Genomic DNA, 17723 nt, shown 5'->3' on the forward strand with positions numbered 1-17723 from the left:
GGCGGCGGACCGGGGGCCGCCGCCGGCTCGCGATCCCTCAGTGCTGGGCGGCCAAGCGGTCCAAAGCCTTCGGCAGCGCCGTTGCCAGCAGGTCCAGCTCCGGCTCCGCCGCGATCAACGGCGGTGACACCGCGACCCCGCGCCCGAGGTTCCGCACGATCACGCCCTCGTCCCGGCACGCGCGCTGCAGCTTCACCGGGGCGCCCGGGTCGGCGTCCATGACCTCCGCCGTCAGCTCGACGGCGGCCAGGAACCCGAGTCCCGCGCGGACTTCCGCCACCAGCGGGTGCCCGCCGACGCTCGAAACCGCGTCGGCCAACGGCTTCTCCAACTCGCGGCCGCGGGGGATCAGGCCGTCGCGCTCGTAGATGTCCAGGGTCGCCAGGCCGGCCGCGCACGCCACCGGGTGGCCCGCGTACGTCGCGCCGTGGCGGAAGATCGGGGCGCCCGGCGCGCCGGTGAAGAACGGTTCCGCCACCCGCGGGGCCACGATCAGCGCGCCCAGCGGGATCGTGCCGCCGGTGATGCCCTTCGCCGTCGTGATCATGTCGGGCCGAACGGCCCAGCGGTCGATGCCGAACCACGTGCCGAGCCGGCCCCACGCCGCGATCACGCAGTCCGCGACGAACAGCACGTCGTGGCGGCGGCAGATCGCCGCGACCTCCTCGATGTACCCCTCCGGCGGCAGCAGCACGCCGCCCGCGCCGATCACCGGCTCGCAGAAGAACGCCGCCACCCGCGACGCGCCCACGCGCTCGATCTCCGCCTCCAGCGCCGCCGCGCTGTCGAACGGGACGTGCGAGAAGTCCGGCGGCTGCGGACCGAAGCCGGCCGCGTTGGCCGGGATGCCGCCGACCGCGGTGCCGAAGCCGTGCGTGCCGTGGTACCCCTGCGCCCGGCCGATCACGTGCACCTTCTCCGGCCGCCCGGTGTGCGCGAAGTACGCCCGCGCCAGCTTGACGGCGGTGTCGATGACGTCACCACCGCCCGAGCCGAAGAACACCTTCGAGCCGGGTTCGGGCGCCAGCGCGGCGACGCGGTCCGCCAGCTCGATCGCCGGCTCGTTGGCGTTGTAGCCGAACAGGTTGTACGAGTCGAGCGTCCGCAGCTGCTTCGCGACGGCGTCGGTGATTTCCGGGCGCCCGTGCCCGAAGTTCGCGTACCAGAGCGACGCGGTCGCGTCGAAGTACCGCCGACCGGCGTCGTCCCAGACGTACGAGCCTTCGCCGCGCGTGATGACCATCCGGTCGCCGTCGACCGCGCCCATGTCGGCGAACGGGTGCCACAGGGCGTGCTGTGCTGACATCGGTCCTCCTCAGTCCTGCCCCCATCCCTACCAGGGCGAAGCGGCGAGCGCGAACACTCCATCGTGCACAGTTCGCGCCCCCGGACTGGCCGGTCAGTCCAGGAACTCGGCGATCTCCTCCGGCGGGTACCCCAGCTCCGCGAGCACCTCCGCCGTGTGCTGCCCCAGCGTCGGCGGCGCGGAAGTGGCCCGCGCCGGGGTGTCGGACGCCTTCACCGGAAACCCCGTCCCCACGTACGTCCCCACCGTCGGGTGCGGCAGCCGCACCACTTGGTCGCGCGCCGCCGTCCACGGGTCCGCGTAGACGTCGTCGATCTCGTTGATCGGGGCCGCCGGGATGCCCGCCGCGTCGAAGGACTTCAGCCACTCCGCGGCCGTGCGCGTCACCAGCACCGGCACCAAGATCGCGTTCAGCTCGTCGCGGTGCGCGGCCCGCCGGGCGTTCGACGAAAACCGCGGGTCCGCCGCGATGTCCAGTGCCAGCACCCCGCAGAACGCGTGCCACAGCTTCTCGCTGCCCACCGCGATGATCAGCCAGCCGTCGGCCGCGTGGTACGCCTGGTACGGGACGATGCTCGGGTGCGCCGAGCCCATCCGGCGCGGGCGGGGCGCGTCGTAGAAGTGCGCGCCCGCCGCGTACACGTGCCAAGCGAGCTGACTGTCCAAAAGGGACACGTCGAGGTACTGCCCGCGGCCGGTCGTGTGCCGCGCCTGCAGCGCCATCAGGACGGCGATGATCGCCCACGTCCCCGCGTTCAGGTCCGCCACCGGCAGCCCGACCTTCGCCGGCGCACCGTCGGGCTCCCCGGTCAGGGACATGACGCCGCCGAGGGCCTGCGCGACCAGGTCGTAGCCCGCGCGGTCGCGGTACGGCCCGGTCTGCCCGAAACCCGTGATCGACACGTGGATCAGCCTCGGGTTCGATTCGGCCAGCGCCGAGTAGCCGATCCCCCACTTCTCCAGCGTGCCCGGGCGGAAGTTCTCGACGAGCACGTCGGCGTCCGCGACCAGCCGGCGCAGGGCCTCGCGGCCGCGGTCGCTCTTGAGGTCGAGGACGATCCCGCGCTTGTTCCGGTTCGCCGCCAGGTAGTAGACGGCTTCGTCGCCGACGAAGGGCGGACCCCAGCCACGGGTGTCGTCGCCGTGGCCCGGGGGCTCGACCTTCACCACGTCCGCACCCATCTCCCCGAGGTACTGGGTGCAGTACGGGCCGGCGAGGATGCGGGACAGGTCGACGACCTTGATCCCGTCGAGCGGGCGGAATCCTTCGGGCATCAGCGGCTCCTCGTCGAGCTGGGCGGCCAGCCCCCTTTCTACCTCGCGCACCCCCGGAAATGGATTACCTACTAACGGACGTAGACGACAGTCACTCCCGTCCTGTTGTTTGTTGAGTGAGTCTGTGCAAAGTTGCGCACTCCTGGAGGGATCTATGCGTCGTCTTGTTGGAATGGCGGCCGCGATAGCCGCCTGCACCTCGGTGGTCACGGTCGCCCAAGCCACCCCCGCGGCCGCCGAACCCCAGTACTTCGCCGCCCAGCGCGTCGGCGAACGCCCGCCGATGGGCTGGAACAGCTGGAACAAGTTCGGCTGCGAGATCGACGAAAACCTCATCCGCGGCGCCGCCGACGCGCTCGTGTCGACCGGCATGAAGGACGCGGGCTACCAGTACGTCAACATCGACGACTGCTGGGCCGAACAGAACCGCACGGCCGACGGCAGGCTCGAGCCGAACCACGAGCGCTTCCCGCACGGCATCAAGGCACTCGCCGACTACGTCCACGAAAAGGGCCTCAAGCTCGGCATCTACACCAGCGCGGGCACCCTGACCTGCCAGAAGACCATGCCCGGCGCCCTCGACCACGAGGAGGCCGACGCGCAGTCGTTCGCCGATTGGGGCGTCGACTACCTCAAGTACGACAACTGCAACAACCAGGGCCGCCCGGCGGTCGAGCGCTACACGAAGATGGGCGACGCGATCAAGAAGACCGGCCGCCCGATGATCTACGCGCTGTGCGAGTGGGGCGAGAACGACCCCTGGACCTGGGGCCGCGACGCCGGCGCGCAGCTGTGGCGGACCACCGGCGACATCAGCGACAACTGGGGCAGCCTGACCGGCATCCTCGACCAGCAGGCCGGCCTCGAGAAGTACAGCGGGCCCGGTGGCTGGAACGACCCGGACATGCTCGAAGTCGGCAACGGCGGCATGACCGACACCGAGTACCGCGCGCACTTCGCGTTGTGGGCGCTGCTGAACGCACCGCTGCTGGCCGGCAACGACCTGCCCGCGATGACCCCGGCCACCCGGGCGATCCTGGAGAACAAGGACGTCATCGCGCTCGATCAGGACTGGGCGGGCGTGCAGGGCCACAAGATCCGCGACGACGGCGACACCGAGGTCTGGGCGAAGCCGATGTCCGACGGCTCGGCCGCGGTCGTGCTGTTCAACCGCGGCTCCGCGAGCACCGCGATGAGCACGACGGCGAAGGAGCTCGGCCTGACCGGGCGCGGCTTCCGCGTCCGCGACCTCTGGACCGGCACCGAAACCGAGACCGCGGGCACCGTCCGCGCCGCCGTTCCGGCCCACGGGTCGGCCACGTTCCGCGTCCGGCCGGAGAAGAAGCCGTCCGCCGCGCCGCTGACGACGCTCGCCCTGCCGAACCCGGAGTACGTGCCCGCCGACCGGCCGCTGACCACCACGCTGAAGGTCACCAACGACGGCAGCACGCCGATCGCGCAGCTGCGCGCGAGCATCGCGACCCCCGCGGGCTGGCGGCTGCGCGGTCCCGGCGCGTTCACCGTGCCGGTCGTGGCGCCCGGCAAGACGTGGCAGCAGAGCGTCACGTTCGAGCCGGTCGCGCCCACGGGTGAGCGCGTCACGCTCGCCGCGAAGGCGAGCTACCTTACGCTGTACGGCCAGCGCAGCCTTACGTCCGAAGGCAGCTCACCGCTGGTCACCCGCCCGGCCACGGGGACGACGGCGTTGTCGAAGGCCGCGTGGATGTCGTCGGACAACGGCTGGGGCCCGGTCGAGCGCGGGACCAGCAACGGCGAGAGCGAAGCGGGTGACGGGCACCGGATCACGATCGCCGGCGTGGGCTACGACGACGGGATCGGTGCACACGCCCCGTCGAGCGTGCGCGTCTACGTCGGCGCGGCCTGCACGTCGGTTCGCGCGCTCGTCGGCCTGGACGACGAGAACTCGGGCGGCAGCGCGGGGTTCCGCATCCTCGGTGACGGCAAGGAGCTCGCCGCCACCGGCGTCCTGCACCCCGGCGACGCGGCGCGGCCGCTCGAAGCTCCGCTGGCCGGCGTCCAGGTGCTGGAGCTGGCCGTGACCGACGGCGGCGACGGCAACACCAACGACCACGCCGACTGGGCGGACGCCGCGATCACCTGCTGAGCAAGGGAAAATCACGCACCACCCTGCCGTCCCCGGCCACCCGTCCGGGGACGGCACTTCTCCCCTCATGCCCGGTTCGTCCCCGATGCACCCTGGAACTCTTGTCCGCACTCCTGGGGAGGGAACCGTGCGAAGACTCGGTGTCCTGCTGCTCACGTTCCTCGGTCTGGTCACGGCCGTCGCCGCGCCCGCGGCCGCCGACGAGCCCGTCCTCGCCGCGACGCCGCCGATGGGGATCTCGTGGTCCCGCGGCTGGAACCAGTGCCCGCGGATCGACGACGCCAAGGTCCGCGCGGCCGTCGACATGCTGGTCGGCTCCGGCCTGCGCGACGCGGGCTACACCTACGTCAACATCGCCGGGTGCTGGGCCGCCAAGACGCGAGCCGCCGACGGCACGCTGCAGCCCGACCCCGCGAAGTACCCGGACCTGCCGGGCCTCATCGCGTACGTGCACGCCTACGGCCTGAAGTTCGGGCTCTACAGCGGAACCGGCGCGCTGACCTGCGGCGGCGCGATGCCCGGCTCGCGCGACCACGAAGCGCAGGACGCGCGGACGTTCGCGGACTGGGGCGTCGACTACCTCGCGTACGACACGTGCGGCGGCGAGAACGGCGTCGCGGCGGCGGCCAAGAAAATGGGGGACGCGCTGAAGAGCACCGGACGGCCGATCCTGCTCGCGATGATCGACACGTTCTCGAACAACTACCGCCAGTGGGAGTGGGCGCCCGGCGCCGGCGCGCAGACGTGGCAGCTGACCAGCGACCTCGGGGAACCGCTCGGCGTCGTCATGGACGCGATCGACCGGCAGGTCCCGCTGGCCGGGCACACCGGTCCCGGCGGCTGGAGCGATCCCGGCTACCTCAACTTCAGCTTCGTGGACCCCTGGGTGCGCCGGACGGAGTTTTCGCTGTGGGCGCTGATGAACGCGCCGCTCATCCCGAACGAGTCGTTCCCGCTGGACACGCTCGCCAACCGGGACGTGATCGCGGTCGACCAGGACTGGTCCGGCACGCCGGGCCGCAAGGTCCGCGACCTGTCCGACGGCGAAGTCTGGGCGAAGCCGATGTCCGACGGCTCGGTCGCGGTGCTGCTGCTCAACCGCGGCTCGTACGCGCGGACGATCCCGTTCGACCTCGCCGAGACCGGCATCGCGGGGGCGCCCGCCTACCGCGTCCGCGACCTGTGGGCCGGCACCGAACTGACCAGCACCGGCACCCTGCGTGCGTCCGTGCCCGCGCTGAGCAGCGTGTTCTTCGGCGCGTGGCCAGGACAGCCGTCGGCGGCCGATCCGCTGGTGACGCTGGGCGTGCAGCTGCCGGAAGGCTTCCTGGCGGGGCAGCAGGTCGACGGGACGGTCACGCTCACCAACGACGGCGACACCCCGATCACCGACGCGAGCTACGCGATCACCGTCCCCGCCGGCTGGCAGCTGGACGGGCCCGCGCAGGTCGACGTCCCGCGCGTGTCGCCGGGCAGCGCGGTCACGCGGGAAATCACGCTGCGGCCGACCGCGGCGCCGGCCGCGAAGCTGCTGGTCGGCGCGAGCGGCGGCTACACGAGCGCGCTCGGGACGCGCACCGCGACCGGGTCGGCGGAGGCACCGCTGGTGACCGCGCCACCGGCCGGCACGACGTACCTGTCGACGCGGCCGTGGCTCTACTCGGAGAACGGGTCCGGCCCGGTGGAACGCGGCAGCGTCGCCAACGGGCGCGCGATGTCGGTCGGCGGCGTCGGCTACCAGCCGAACAGCGGGATCGGGGTGCACGCGCCGTCGGTGATCCGGCTGTACCTCGGGGGCGCCTGCAAGTCGTTCTCGGTGCAGTACGGCGTCGACGACGTCTCGAGCCCGCAGGCCACGGTGGCGTTCCGGGTACTGGGCGACGGCCGCGAGCTGTACGCGACGGGGATCGTCCGGCCCGGGGCGAAGCCGCAGAAGCTGACGCTCCCGGTCACCGGGGTGCAGCAGCTGGCCATCGCGGTCGACGACGGCGGCGACGGGTCGGCGGGCGAGTACGCCGACTGGATCGCGCCGTACGTCAGCTGCTGAGCGCCCCTTCCAGGAGGACGACGGCCTGCGCGGTCCGCCGGTACAGCACGTACCGCCCGTCCCGGACCTTGCTGACGAGCCCGGCGCGGAGCAGGGCGCTCAGGTGGTAGGAGACGGTGCCCGGGCTGTACCCGGTCCGGGCGGCGAGTTCGGCGGTCGGCCGCGCGGTTTCGAGGTCGGCCAGCAGCGCCGCCCGGGCCGCGCCGACCACCGGTGCGAGCCGCCCGGGCGGCCGGTCCGCGCCCGTGCCGATCCCGAGCGCGGGGTAGCAGAGCACGACCTGGCCGGGCACGTCGACCTGGATGCTCGTGCCGGGCCAGCTGAGCACGCCCGGGGCGAGGACCAGCTCGCGGCCGGCGATGTCGACTTCGCCGTCGAACGGCTTGGCGAGGGTGATCGCGTCGCCGGCCCAGCCGATGGTGGGGTGCAACGACGCGAGCGCGGCGCCGACGCCGTGGGTGGCGATGGTCGTCGCGCGGTGGGCGATGTCGCGGTCGACGACCGGGTGCAGGGCGCCCCAGTCTTCGGACAGCGCGTCCCGCCAGAACCGGGCGAGGCCGCCGGCCAGCCGCCGCGGCATCGACCCCGACTCCGCGATCCGGCGGGCCCCGATCGGCAGCGGCCGGTTCCAGTGGACCTGCGTGTAGGCGAGGACCTGTTCCTCGAGGTCGTCCTGCGTGGTCGCTTCGATCCGCGCGATCTGCTCGTCGAGCAGGTCGCCGGGCCGGGTCGCCGTCCCCGGCTGCGGGGTGAGCAGGTCCGGCGTGTAGACCTCGCCGGCGCGCGGCAGCAGATCCAGCAGCAGGGCGACGTCGGGGTGGGCGAGCGACGCGCGGGCGAGCGGGCCGGGATCGCCGAACACCGGGTGGCGGCCGGCGTCGGCGGTGAGCTTCAGCCAGGCCAGCGACTCCGCGGCGAGGGAAGGCGAAAACCGTGTCCTGGCCACCGTCTCGACGTCGACCCGCAGCGTGAACACCGATCGACGGTAACAGGGGCCGCGGCGGATTTGAACCGGCTCGAATCCTTTCCGGTCCGGCCCTCCGCCGCGGTTGAGTGGGCGGGTGCTCCCAGGACGTGTGACCGCCGCCGCGGCCGTGGCCGCCGCGCTGCTCGCCGTCGCGCCACCCGCCGAGGCTCGTCCCGCGCCGGCCGGTTACGCCGTGTCCTCCGTCGTCCGCACGGTCGTCCGGCTCGGCTTCTCGGCCGGCGCCGACGGGGTCTACCGCGGCACGGCGCTCCACCGGCCGTACGCGGTCACCGTCGCTTTCCCCTACGAGCTCAACTCCAGCAACCGGGCCTCGGCGTCGCGCAGGTAGCGGTCGAGCGCGGCCGCCGCGGCGTCGAACCGGCCGCGGCGCAGGTCGCGCAGGATCCGCTCGTGGCAGTCGAGGAACGGCTCGTAGAACTCCCGCGTGTTCTCGTTGAGCACGAAGAACAGCCGCGTCTCGGCGAGCACCTGGCGCATCGTCGCGGACAGCCGCTCGCTCCCCGCGAGGTCCGCCAGCGCCTGGTGGAAGTGGATGCTGGCGGTGCCGACCGCGGGCCAGTCCTCGGCGTCCGCCGCCGCGCGCCCGTCCGCCAGCGCGCGTTCCAGTCCGGATAGGTCCACAGTGGACAATTCGGCGGCGCGGCGCAGGGCACCGCACTCGGTGGCGCGGCGGACGACGTAGAGGTCCTCGATGTCCTCGGTGGTCAGCTCGCGCACGAACACCCCGCGGTTCAGCTCGTGCACCGCCAGCCGTTCGTGGGCCAGCAGCTGGAACGACTCGCGCAGCGTGTTGCGCGAGACTCCCAGCGCCGAGCTGATCACCGGCTCGGACAGGCGTTCACCGGGGGCGAAGACACCGTCGGTGATGTACTGGCGCAGGATCGCCGCGACCCGTTCGGCGGTGCCGCTGCGTTCCAGCAGGTGCCGCTCGCTCCCCAGCCCCGAGGCATCGACGGTCATGGCACTACCCGACGCCGAGGTCGAAGTCGAGGCTGTACCGGTTGCCCGGCATGGCGCCCGCCGCCTTCGCGCCGTCGATCGGCAGGACGACGCCGTTGATGAACTTCGACTCGTCGCTCGCCAGGAACACGACCGCCTTCGCGACCTCCCACGCCTCGCCCACGCGGGCGGCCGGCGTGCTCGCGACCAGCTGGTGCTGCTTGGTTTCGAAGTCGTCCGGCGACGCGAGGGTGCCGCGCAGCAGTTCGGTGTCGATCGCGCCCGGGTTCACCGTGTTCGCCCGGACGCCCTGGTGCGCGTGGGCGACGGCGACCGACTTCATCAGCCCGACCAGCGCGTGCTTGGTGGCGTTGTAGACCGGGTCGCCGGGGCGGCCCATCACGCCGCCGTTGGACGACGTCGTGACGATGCTCCCGGCCCGCTGCTCGATCATGCGCGGCAGCACGGCGCGGGTGCCGAGGAACGCGGCGCGGACGTTCAGCGCGAAGATGTGGTCGAACTCGGCCAGCGTCGTGTCGGCCAGCGGCTTGCCGAGGTGGATGCCGACGTTGTTGAACAGCACGTCGACGCGGCCCGCCTCGGCGACAACGCCGTCGACGAACGCGGCCACCGCGGCCTCGTCGGTGGCGTCCACCACGGCGTGCCGGTACCCGCCGATCTCTTCCGCGGGCTCGCGGATGTCGGCGGCGTACACCGCGGCGCCCTCGGCGAGGAACTCCTTGACCGTCGCGAGGCCGATGCCCCGCGCGCCGCCGAAGACGACCGCCACCTTGCCGGCCAACCGACCCATGTCACTTCCCCGCTCTCAGTCGTGCTGTCTGCTCTTCGTCCACCGCGTAGTCCTCCGGCAGCCGGACGAGCGCGTCCGGCTGCCCGAGGTACCGCACGGCGACGCCGTACACCTCGCGCGCCGCGGCCACCGAGACGTACCCCTCGACGACGTCGGCGAGGACCGCCGCCACCGGCCGTTCGCGCGGCGGCCCGTGGCCGCCACCACCGGGCAGCGTGACGTCCACAATAGACTCGGGCGCCAGCGTCACCCGGCTTTTCGCGGGCAGGTCGGCACCTTCGCGCAAACCGAACCGTCCGGGTGTCCCCGCGGTTCCGCCGTCCACTCCGGACGCGGCGGTCCGCACGCGGTCGACGTTCCCGTTCACGCTCCAGGAATCCGCGCTCCGTGACCCCATCGTGGTCACCTGTCCGAGTCCGCCGCGCCACCGCCCCGCGCCGCCGGAATCCGGCCGCAGCTCCCGCGAAAGCTGGACCAGCGGCGCCATCGTCTCGATGACCTCGGTCGGCGTCGACCGCAGGCCGCTGGGAAATCCCGTGGTGCTGAGCCCGTCCTTGTCCACCCGGGCGCCCATGCCGCCGGTCTGGAAGACGTTGAGCATGAACCCGGGGCCACGCCAGATGGTCATCCACAGCGCGTCCGCGCTCGGCGCGATCGCGGCCCCGGGCAGCGCGCCGATCAGCAGCGACGGCAGGAAGTGCCCGATGAGGTGGCGCGACGCGACCGGCGCGGGCGGCAGGCAGTTCAGCACGGACCCTTCGGGCGCGGTGACGTGCACCGGCCGGAACGACCCGGCGTTGTGCGGCACCTCCGGCGAGATCGCCGCCTTGACCGCGAAGGACGCGTACGCCCGCGTGTAGTTCAGCACGACGTTGATCCCGCGCCGGCTCTGCGGCGACGAACCCGCGAAGTCGAGGTGGATCTCGTCGCCGTCCACAGTGGCCGTCACGCGCAGGACGACTTCTTCGTCGTCGAAGCCGTCGGTGGCGATTTCGTTGGTGTAGACGCCGTCCGGCAGTTCGCGCAGCGCGTCCCGCAGCGCCTTTTCGGACCGGTCCATGAGTTCGGCGGCTGGTTCGTCGAGCGAGTCGAGGTCCAGCTCGTCGAGCAGCCGCAGCAGGCTGGCCGCGCCGACCTCGTTGCCGGTGACCTGCGCGTACAGGTCCCCGATGGTCTCCTCCGGCGTCCGCACGTTGGCCCGGATCAGCCGCTCCAGATCGGCGTTGACCTCGCCCGCGCGCAGGAACTTCAGGATCGGCAGCCGGAGACCCTCTTCGAAGACTTCGTGGGCTTCGGCGGACACCAGCCGCCCGCCGATGTCGGGCGCGTGGCAGCAGGACGCGAACCACGCGACCAGCCTGCCGTCGCGGAACACCGGCGTCGCCACCGTGATGTCGTTGATCTGCCCGGCGGTCTGCCACGGGTCGTTGGTGAGCAGGACGTCGCCGGGTTCGAGCGTCTCCGGCGGGTGGGCCGCGACGAAGTGGTGCATGCCGGTCGCCATCGCGTTGATGTGCCCCGGCGTGCCGCCGACGGACTGGCCGATCATCTCGCCGCGCGAGTCGAACACCGCGCAGGCCAGGTCGAGCGATTCCCGCACCACGGCGGAGAAAGCCGTGTTGACGAGCGCGTTCTGCTGCTCGGCGAGGATCGAGTGCAGCCGGTTGCCGAACAACCCGACCACGATGGGGTCGACGCTCACACCGTCACCTCCAGCGCGGCGTCGTCCCGGACGACGCAGTGCGCACCGGGCGGGACGACCACGGTGGACTCGCGTTCCTCCACGATGGCCGGTCCGTCGATCCGCGTCCCGGGCCGCAGAAGGTACCGGTCGAAGATCGCCGTGTCGACAAATCCACCGGCGGCGGGGAAGTACGCCTTGCGGGTGCCCTTGCGCGCGTCACCCCCGGCGGCGCGCGCGGCCAGCCGCAGCGTGACGTCCGGCGCGGGCCCGCTCGAGACGACCCGCCAGTTCAGCACCTCGACGCCGACCTCGGGACCGGTCCGCCGGTAGAGCTCGCGGTAGGTCCGGGTGAACTCGCCGATCAGGGCCTCGGGCCAGCGGCCGCCGGACACGGGGACGCGGATTTCGTAGCCCTGCCCGGCGTAGCGCATCTCGGCGACCCGGCGGTGCGTCACGTCGGCGACCCCGGACTTCGCCAGCAGCGCTTCGCCCTCGGCCTCCATCTCGGCGAACAGCGCGTCGACCTGCTCCCACGCGAGGTCGTGCACGGCCGCGCGGGCCGAGCGCACGAAGTCGAACGCCAGCGGCGCGGTGAGGAACCCGGCCGCACTCAGCACCCCGGCGGCGGGCGGCGCGACGACCGACGGCGCCCCGAGCGCCCGCGCGACACCGGCGCCGTGCACCGGGCCCGCGCCGCCGAAGGTGTACATCGGCAGCTTCGCGGGGTCGTGCCCGCGCTCGACGGCGTGCACGCGCGCGGCGTTGGCCATGTCCTCGTTGACGCTGGTGTGGATGCCCCAGGCGGCCTCTTCGACGCTCACCCCGAGCGGATCGGCGATCTTGTCCCGGAGCACCGCTCTCGCGCCCTCGGCGTCCAGGCGCATGCCGCCGCCGAGGAAGTAGCCCGGGTCGAGGTAGCCGAGCACCAGGTCGGCGTCGGTGACCGTGGGCTCGGTACCGCCGCGGCCGTAGCAGACGGGGCCGGGCTCGGACCCCGCCGAGTCGGGCCCGGCGGTCAGCAGCCCCAGCGCGTCGATGCGCGCGATCGACCCGCCGCCGACGCCGATCTCGATCATGTCCGTGACCGGCACCTGCACCGGCAGCCCGGAGCCGGGCAGCAGCCGGTACTTGCGGTCCACCTCGAACTGGTGCGTGACCAGCGGCGCGCCGCCCGCGATCAGGCACAGCTTCGCCGTCGTGCCGCCCATGTCGAAAGCCAGCAGGTCGGCCGGACCGACCGCGGCCGCGGCGAGCGCCCCGCCCGCCGGCCCGGACTCCAGGATCCGGATCGGGTGCCGGGCCGCGGTGTCGACGGTCGCCAGCCCGCCGTTGGACAGCATGATGTGCGGCGCCCCGGCGATCCCGAGCCGCCGCAAGCGGCGTTCGAGGTCGCGCAGGTAGCGCTCGGTGAGGTCCTGGACGTAGACGTTCGCGACCGTCGTCGACGCGCGCTCGAACTCGCGGATCTCGGGGACGACGTCGGAGGAGAGCGCGACCCTGAGCGAGGGTGCGACCTCGGCGAGGAGCTCCGCCACCCGCCGTTCGTGCGCCGGGTTCGTGAACGCGTGCAGGAAGCAGACCGCGACGGCTTCGATCCCGCGGTCCGCCAGTTCCCGCCCGAGCCTTACAACGTAAGCCTCGTCGAGCGCGGTCCGGACGGTTCCGTCCGCGAGGATCCGCTCCGGAACGTCGAAGCGCAGGTGCCGCGGGACCAGCGGCGCGGGCAGTTCGAGGTGCAGGTCGTACAGCTCGTAGCGGTGCTCGCGGCGCATCTCCAGGACGTCGCGGAAGCCGGCGGTGGCGAGCAGCGCCGTCCGCGAGCCCGTGCGCTCGATCAGCGCGTTGGTCACCAGCGTCGTCCCGTGCACCACCTGCGTCACGTCGGAAGCGGCGATCCCGGCGTCCGCGAGCAGCGCGGCCAGCCCCTCCTCGACCGCGCGCGCGGGCTCGTCGTGTGTGGTCAGGACCTTGCCGACGGCGGCGATGCCGGCGTCGTCCACCGCGCACAGGTCGGTGAACGTGCCACCGATGTCGACGCCGAGCCTCATGTCCGGTACCACCGCGGCGACGTGTTCAGCGGCGGCTTCAGCTTGGCCTTCACCACCAGCACGTTCGGCTCGTCGGACTCGACGAACTCGCCGAGCAGCCGCCGGAACGCCCGCCCGAAGCCGGACACGCGGTCGGCGTGCACGCCGAAGGACCGCGCGAGCCCGACGAAGTCCGGACTGTCCCAGTCGACCCCGCGGTGCGGCACGCCCTCGCGGTCCTGGTCGTAGCGCAACATCCCGTAGCCGCCGTCGTCGACGAGCACCACGGTGACCGGCAGCTGTTCCTGCGCGAGCGTCGCGAGGTCGCCGCAGCCGTAGAGGAACCCGCCGTCGCCGGTGATGCAGATGGCCCGCCCGGTGCCGGCCGCCGCCGCGCCGAGCGACGCCGGGAAGCCGTACCCGAGGGTGCCCCAGCCCATCGGGTAGGCGAGCTTGCGCGGCGCCCGCACGCGGTGGAAGCCGCCGACCCAGTACCCGGCGACGCACATGTCGGACACCAGCACGGCGTCGGTGGGCAGCACCTCGTCCAAAGTGGACAGGAAGTCGTACGCCTGCGGTTCTTCGTCGCGGATCCGCTGGCGCACGCGGCGGCCGATGCCGGCCAGCCGCAGGGTGATGTCCCCGAGCCCCGGCCGCTGCTTCGGCAGCAGCCGTTCGACGATCGACCGCGCGTCGCCGACCAGCGTCAGGTCCGGCGCGTAGTTCTTGGCGGCGTCGTCGGCGTCGACGTTGACCGCGATCAGCTTGGGCGGCTTCGGCATCCGCCAGTTCTGCGTCATCAGCCCGTCGAAGTCGGTGCCGATGGCGAGCACGACGTCGGCCTCGTCCCACAGCTCGCCGACCTCCGGCGTGTGCACCGGGTTCGGCGCCAGGCACGGGTGGTCCAGCGGCAGCAGCCCGCGGGCGGCGAAGGTGGTGATCACCGGCGCGGCGAGCTTCTCCGCGAGCGCCCCGATCGCGTCGCCCGCCCCGGAGCGCAGCGCGCCGCCCCCGGCCCAGATCAGCGGCTGCCGCGCGTCGGACAGCATCGCCTCGGCCCGCGCGAGGTCCGGAACGTCGACGTCCGGCTTGCGGTGCGGCGCGGGCGGACGCCGGTGCGGGACGGTCTCGCGCAGGTAGTCGGTCGGCACGCCGAGGTAGACGGGCCCGCTCTGCGGCTGCAGCGCGAGCCGCGCCGCGCGGTGCACGGTGGTGCCGATCTGGTCGGCGGCCCGCACCGTGAAGCCGCCCTTGGTCACCGGCGCGAACATGGCCTGCTGGTCCGAGGTCTCGTGCAGCACACCGCGGACGACGCCAGGCCGCCGCAGCGTCGACGGGATGTCGGTGGCGACGACCAGCACCGGAGCCGCGGAAGCCATCGCTTCGCCGACCGCGCCGAGGGTGTTCGCGGCGCCCGGCCCGGTGGTCACGAGGGCGACGCCGAGCTTCCCGGTCGCGCGCGCGTACCCGTCGGCGGCGTAGCCCGCGGTCTGTTCGTGCCGCACCCCGACGAGCTTGATGCGGGTCTCGGACAGCGCCTCCCACAACGGCAGGTTGTGCACGCCCGGGAGGCCGAAGACGATCTCCGTCCCGAGCGCTTCCAGCGCGTCCACCAGCTCCCGAGCACCACTCACAGCCACGTCGCGGATACTGCCAGATCGTTGAACGATCTGGCAATCGACCCCTAGACGATGTTGTGCTCCGCCGGTGCGGTATCGGCGTTCTCGAACCGCCGCACGTCCAGCTCCGCGATGTCCACCGACGTCGGCAGACCCAGGTAGAGGTCCCGGACCAGCTCGCCGGCCGCCGGGCCCATCTGGAAGCCGTGCCCGGAAAAACCGGTCGCGTAGAGGAACCGCGACAGCAGGACGCTTTCCCCCACGATCTGGTTGCGGTCCGGCGTGACTTCGTACAAGCCGGCCCAGGCCGCGCGGATCCCCGCGTCCAGTACGGCCGGGATCCTGCGGCCCGCGACCTCGGCCAGCTTGGGCAGCCACTCGCCCGCCTCGTAGCGCGTGTCGAACCCGGGGAAGCCGTCGTCCTCGCAAACGGACATCGCCAGACCTGCACCTTCGCGGTGGAAGTAGAACGCCGACGGCAGCTCGATGGTCAGCGGGAGCGATTCCGGCAGCCCGGGCACCGGCCCGGTGAACACGACCTGCCGCCGGAACGGCCGAACCGGCAGGTCCAGACCGGCCAGCTCCCCCACCCGGCCCGACCACGCACCCGCCGCGCAGACCACCGCGCCGGTCCGGACGAACCCCGCGGTCGTGCGGACACCGGTCAGGACGGCACCGTCCCGTTCGATGCCGATCACCTCGACGCCGGTCCGCAGCTCCGCACCGCACGCCCGCGCGGCGCGCGCATACCCCTGGACAACGGCGTCCGGAGTCGCTTTCGCGTCGTCCGGAGACCAGAGCGCCGCCAGGATCCCGTCCGTCTCGAGCAGCGGGAGCACCGCCTTCGCTTCCGCGGGGTCCAGCAGGTGGCTGCGGACGCCGTACTCCCGCTGCAACTCCGCGCAATGTCCGATTGCGGTCACGTCCGCGGGGTCGGTGAGCAGGTACAGGTAGCCGTCCCGGCGGAAGTCGATCTCGACGCCGAAGTCGCGCGAGAAAGCGCTGTACGCGGCTAGCCCGCGCAGGCCGAGCTCGACGTTCACACGGCTGGTGAACGACGACCGGATGCCGCCCGCGGCCTTCGCCGTCGAACCCTCGCCGAGCCCGCCGCGCTCCAGGAGCAGGACGTCGACGCCGGCTTCCGCCAAGCGGAACGCGCAGCTCACCCCGATCACACCGCCGCCGATCACGACGCACTCGGCCATCGGTGGCAAGGACGTTTCCCCAGGCCCGCGGAAGGTCATACTCGCCAATGTAGAACGTGATCCACCCACGGCGGCCGAGCGCGTAGAGTCGGCCTGCCGAGTGCGGAAGGTGATGTCCCATGGCGATGATGCCCGTGACCGACTCGATGTTCCTCCTCGTCGAAACGCGCGAGCATCCGATGCACGTGGGCGGTCTGCAGCTGTTCAAGAAACCCGACGGCGCCGGCCCGGACTACCTGCGCGACGTCCGCCGGAACCTGCTCGAATCCGACAACATGCGCTCGGTGTTCCGGCGCCGCCCGGCCCGTCCCGTCAACACGATGGGGCACGTGGCCTGGTCCACCGACGCCGACCTCGAACTCGACTACCACTTCCGGCACTCCGCGCTGCCGCAGCCGGGCCGCGTCCGCGAACTGCTGGAACTCACCAGCCGCTGGCACAGCACTCTGCTCGACCGGCACCGGCCGCTCTGGGAGACCCACCTCATCGAGGGCCTCGCCGACGGCCGGTTCGCCGTCTACACCAAGGTCCACCACGCGCTGATGGACGGCGTCTCGGCGCTGCGTCAGCTGCAGGGCACGCTCTCGGACGACCCGGCGGACCTGGATTGCCCGCCGTGGTGGGGCAGCCGGCGCAAGCCCGGCGAAGGCCGCGTCAAGCGCCCGCGGTCCTTCCTCCAGACCGCGGGCAGGACCGCCAACCAGCTCGCGAGCCTGGCGCCGGCCGCGATGAAGGTGGCGCGCGAAGCGTTCGGTGAACACACGTTAACGCTGCCCGGACAGGCGCCGCGCACGATGTTCAACGTGCCGATCGGCGGCGCGCGGCGGTTCGCGGCCCAGTCGTGGTCGCTGGAGCGCGTCCGGAAGGTCGCCACCGCGGGCGGGGTGTCGCGCAACGACGTCGTGCTCGCGATGTGCTCGGGCGCGCTGCGGGACTACCTCATCGAGCAGCGCGCACTGCCGGACGCGCCGCTCGTCGCGATGGTGCCGGTGTCGCTGCGCCGCCAGAACGACCCCGGCGAAGCGGCGGGCAACAACATCGGCGCACTGCTGTGCAACCTCGCCACCGACCTGCCGGACGCGGGCAAGCGGCTCGTCACGATCCACCAGTCGATGCGCAACGGCAAGCGGCTGTTCTCGGAACTGACGCCGTTGCAGACGCTGTTGTTATCCGCGGTCAACGTCGCGCAGCTCGGCGTCTCGCCGATCCCGGGCATCGTCAACAACACGCGCCCGCCGTTCAACCTGGTGATCTCGAACGTGCCCGGTCCGCGCAAGCAGATGTACTGGAACGGCGCGCAGCTCGACGGCATCTACCCGGCGTCGGTGCTGCTCGACGGCCAGGCCGTGAACATCACGCTGACCAGCAACGGCGACAATCTCGACTTCGGCGTGACGGGCTGCCGCCGCAGCGTCCCGCACCTGCAGCGGATCCTGACGCACCTCGACACGGCGCTCGTCGAACTGGAAGCGGCGGTCCGGTAGCCCGCTGATCGGCACCGCACTGCGCCATCGGAAGGAAACTTTCCGAACTCCGCGGCCAAACCCTGGTCAGCCGGCTCGCCGCGCTCTTACCGTGACGGCGATCAGTTCCCGGGAGAGGAGCAGGAAATGACCGAGGTGTGGACGACTCCCGACTTCGTCGAATACGAAACCCCCATGGAGGTCACCGCCTACGCGGCTCGCATGGCGGACTGA

Annotated in this window: 14 protein-coding genes; 5 read left to right on the forward strand and 9 right to left on the reverse strand. The window is 72.3% G+C overall.

Translation table 11 applies throughout. From position 1 onward, the window contains the following. Positions 1 to 37: 37 nt before the first annotated feature. Positions 38 to 1306 carry an aspartate aminotransferase family protein gene (locus AB5J73_RS04035; protein WP_370968254.1) on the reverse strand — a complete coding sequence of 423 codons (1269 nt, stop codon included), beginning with the start codon at positions 1304 to 1306 and terminating at the stop codon, positions 38 to 40. Positions 1307 to 1399: 93 nt separating this feature from the next. Continuing rightward, positions 1400 to 2581: a CaiB/BaiF CoA transferase family protein gene (locus AB5J73_RS04040; protein WP_370972913.1), complete on the reverse strand. Its 1182-nt coding sequence runs from the start codon at positions 2579 to 2581 to the stop codon at positions 1400 to 1402. Between the two features lie 172 nt (positions 2582 to 2753). On the opposite strand from AB5J73_RS04040, the gene AB5J73_RS04045 reads away from it, so the two are divergent. Continuing rightward, positions 2754 to 4706, forward strand: a complete 1953-nt coding sequence (locus tag AB5J73_RS04045; protein ID WP_370968256.1) for an NPCBM/NEW2 domain-containing protein — start codon at positions 2754 to 2756, stop codon at positions 4704 to 4706. Between the two features lie 127 nt (positions 4707 to 4833). Continuing rightward, on the forward strand, positions 4834 to 6753 hold the full coding sequence (locus AB5J73_RS04050; RefSeq protein WP_370968258.1) for an NPCBM/NEW2 domain-containing protein: 1920 nt from the start codon (positions 4834 to 4836) through the stop codon (positions 6751 to 6753). On the opposite strand, the gene AB5J73_RS04055 is transcribed toward AB5J73_RS04050, so the two are convergent. Beyond that, positions 6743 to 7729, reverse strand: a complete 987-nt coding sequence (locus tag AB5J73_RS04055) for a winged helix-turn-helix domain-containing protein (RefSeq protein WP_370968260.1) — start codon at positions 7727 to 7729, stop codon at positions 6743 to 6745. The two genes, AB5J73_RS04050 and AB5J73_RS04055, sit on opposite strands and share 11 nt — an antisense overlap. A gap of 85 nt (positions 7730 to 7814) precedes the next feature. Here AB5J73_RS04055 and AB5J73_RS04060 point away from each other — a divergent pair, with 85 nt between their 5' ends. Beyond that, positions 7815 to 8069 carry a hypothetical protein gene (locus tag AB5J73_RS04060; protein ID WP_370968262.1) on the forward strand — a complete coding sequence of 85 codons (255 nt, stop codon included), beginning with the start codon at positions 7815 to 7817 and terminating at the stop codon, positions 8067 to 8069. Here AB5J73_RS04060 and AB5J73_RS04065 read toward each other — a convergent pair. Genes AB5J73_RS04065 through AB5J73_RS04090 form a run of 6 tightly spaced genes read right to left on the reverse strand, consistent with a single transcriptional unit; the run spans position 8024 to position 16065 of the window. Further along, positions 8024 to 8701 (reverse strand): GntR family transcriptional regulator, encoded by a 678-nt coding sequence (locus tag AB5J73_RS04065; RefSeq protein WP_370968264.1) that lies wholly within the window; start codon positions 8699 to 8701, stop codon positions 8024 to 8026. The two genes, AB5J73_RS04060 and AB5J73_RS04065, sit on opposite strands and share 46 nt — an antisense overlap. Before the next feature lie 4 nt (positions 8702 to 8705). Next, positions 8706 to 9491 carry an SDR family NAD(P)-dependent oxidoreductase gene (locus AB5J73_RS04070; protein WP_370968266.1) on the reverse strand — a complete coding sequence of 262 codons (786 nt, stop codon included), beginning with the start codon at positions 9489 to 9491 and terminating at the stop codon, positions 8706 to 8708. Position 9492: 1 nt separating this feature from the next. After that, positions 9493 to 11193, reverse strand: coding sequence for a hydantoinase B/oxoprolinase family protein (locus AB5J73_RS04075; protein ID WP_370968268.1), 1701 nt, complete (start codon positions 11191 to 11193; stop codon positions 9493 to 9495). After that, positions 11190 to 13223 carry a hydantoinase/oxoprolinase family protein gene (locus AB5J73_RS04080; RefSeq protein ID WP_370968270.1) on the reverse strand — a complete coding sequence of 678 codons (2034 nt, stop codon included), beginning with the start codon at positions 13221 to 13223 and terminating at the stop codon, positions 11190 to 11192. The genes AB5J73_RS04075 and AB5J73_RS04080 overlap by 4 nt, the downstream gene beginning before the upstream one ends. Continuing rightward, positions 13220 to 14842 carry a thiamine pyrophosphate-binding protein gene (locus AB5J73_RS04085; protein WP_370968272.1) on the reverse strand — a complete coding sequence of 541 codons (1623 nt, stop codon included), beginning with the start codon at positions 14840 to 14842 and terminating at the stop codon, positions 13220 to 13222. The genes AB5J73_RS04080 and AB5J73_RS04085 overlap by 4 nt, the downstream gene beginning before the upstream one ends. Positions 14843 to 14886: 44 nt before the next feature. Further along, positions 14887 to 16065: an NAD(P)/FAD-dependent oxidoreductase gene (locus AB5J73_RS04090; protein WP_370968274.1), complete on the reverse strand. Its 1179-nt coding sequence runs from the start codon at positions 16063 to 16065 to the stop codon at positions 14887 to 14889. An 80-nt stretch (positions 16066 to 16145) separates the two neighbouring features. Between AB5J73_RS04090 and AB5J73_RS04095 the strand changes: the two genes are divergently transcribed. Beyond that, positions 16146 to 17510, forward strand: coding sequence for a wax ester/triacylglycerol synthase family O-acyltransferase (locus AB5J73_RS04095; RefSeq protein ID WP_370968276.1), 1365 nt, complete (start codon positions 16146 to 16148; stop codon positions 17508 to 17510). Between the two features lie 126 nt (positions 17511 to 17636). Next, positions 17637 to 17723, forward strand: coding sequence for a pyrroloquinoline quinone precursor peptide PqqA (pqqA, locus tag AB5J73_RS04100; protein WP_086864059.1), 87 nt, complete (start codon positions 17637 to 17639; stop codon positions 17721 to 17723).

Source organism: Amycolatopsis sp. cg9 (genome assembly GCF_041346945.1).
In the GTDB taxonomy this organism is placed as follows: domain Bacteria; phylum Actinomycetota; class Actinomycetes; order Mycobacteriales; family Pseudonocardiaceae; genus Amycolatopsis.

Excerpts from the sequence above, each read along its gene's own strand:
- AB5J73_RS04065 (WP_370968264.1), bottom strand. The coding sequence starts at position 8,701 with ATGACCGTCGATGCCTCGGGGCTGGGGAGCGAGCGGCACCTGCTGGAA.
- AB5J73_RS04095 (WP_370968276.1), top strand. The coding sequence starts at position 16,146 with ATGGCGATGATGCCCGTGACCGACTCGATGTTCCTCCTCGTCGAAACG.
- AB5J73_RS04035 (WP_370968254.1), bottom strand. The coding sequence starts at position 1,306 with ATGTCAGCACAGCACGCCCTGTGGCACCCGTTCGCCGACATGGGCGCG.
- AB5J73_RS04070 (WP_370968266.1), bottom strand. The coding sequence starts at position 9,491 with ATGGGTCGGTTGGCCGGCAAGGTGGCGGTCGTCTTCGGCGGCGCGCGG.
- pqqA (WP_086864059.1), top strand. The coding sequence starts at position 17,637 with ATGACCGAGGTGTGGACGACTCCCGACTTCGTCGAATACGAAACCCCC.
- AB5J73_RS04045 (WP_370968256.1), top strand. The coding sequence starts at position 2,754 with ATGGCGGCCGCGATAGCCGCCTGCACCTCGGTGGTCACGGTCGCCCAA.
- AB5J73_RS04040 (WP_370972913.1), bottom strand. The coding sequence starts at position 2,581 with ATGCCCGAAGGATTCCGCCCGCTCGACGGGATCAAGGTCGTCGACCTG.
- AB5J73_RS04080 (WP_370968270.1), bottom strand. The coding sequence starts at position 13,223 with ATGAGGCTCGGCGTCGACATCGGTGGCACGTTCACCGACCTGTGCGCG.
- AB5J73_RS04090 (WP_370968274.1), bottom strand. The coding sequence starts at position 16,065 with ATGACCTTCCGCGGGCCTGGGGAAACGTCCTTGCCACCGATGGCCGAG.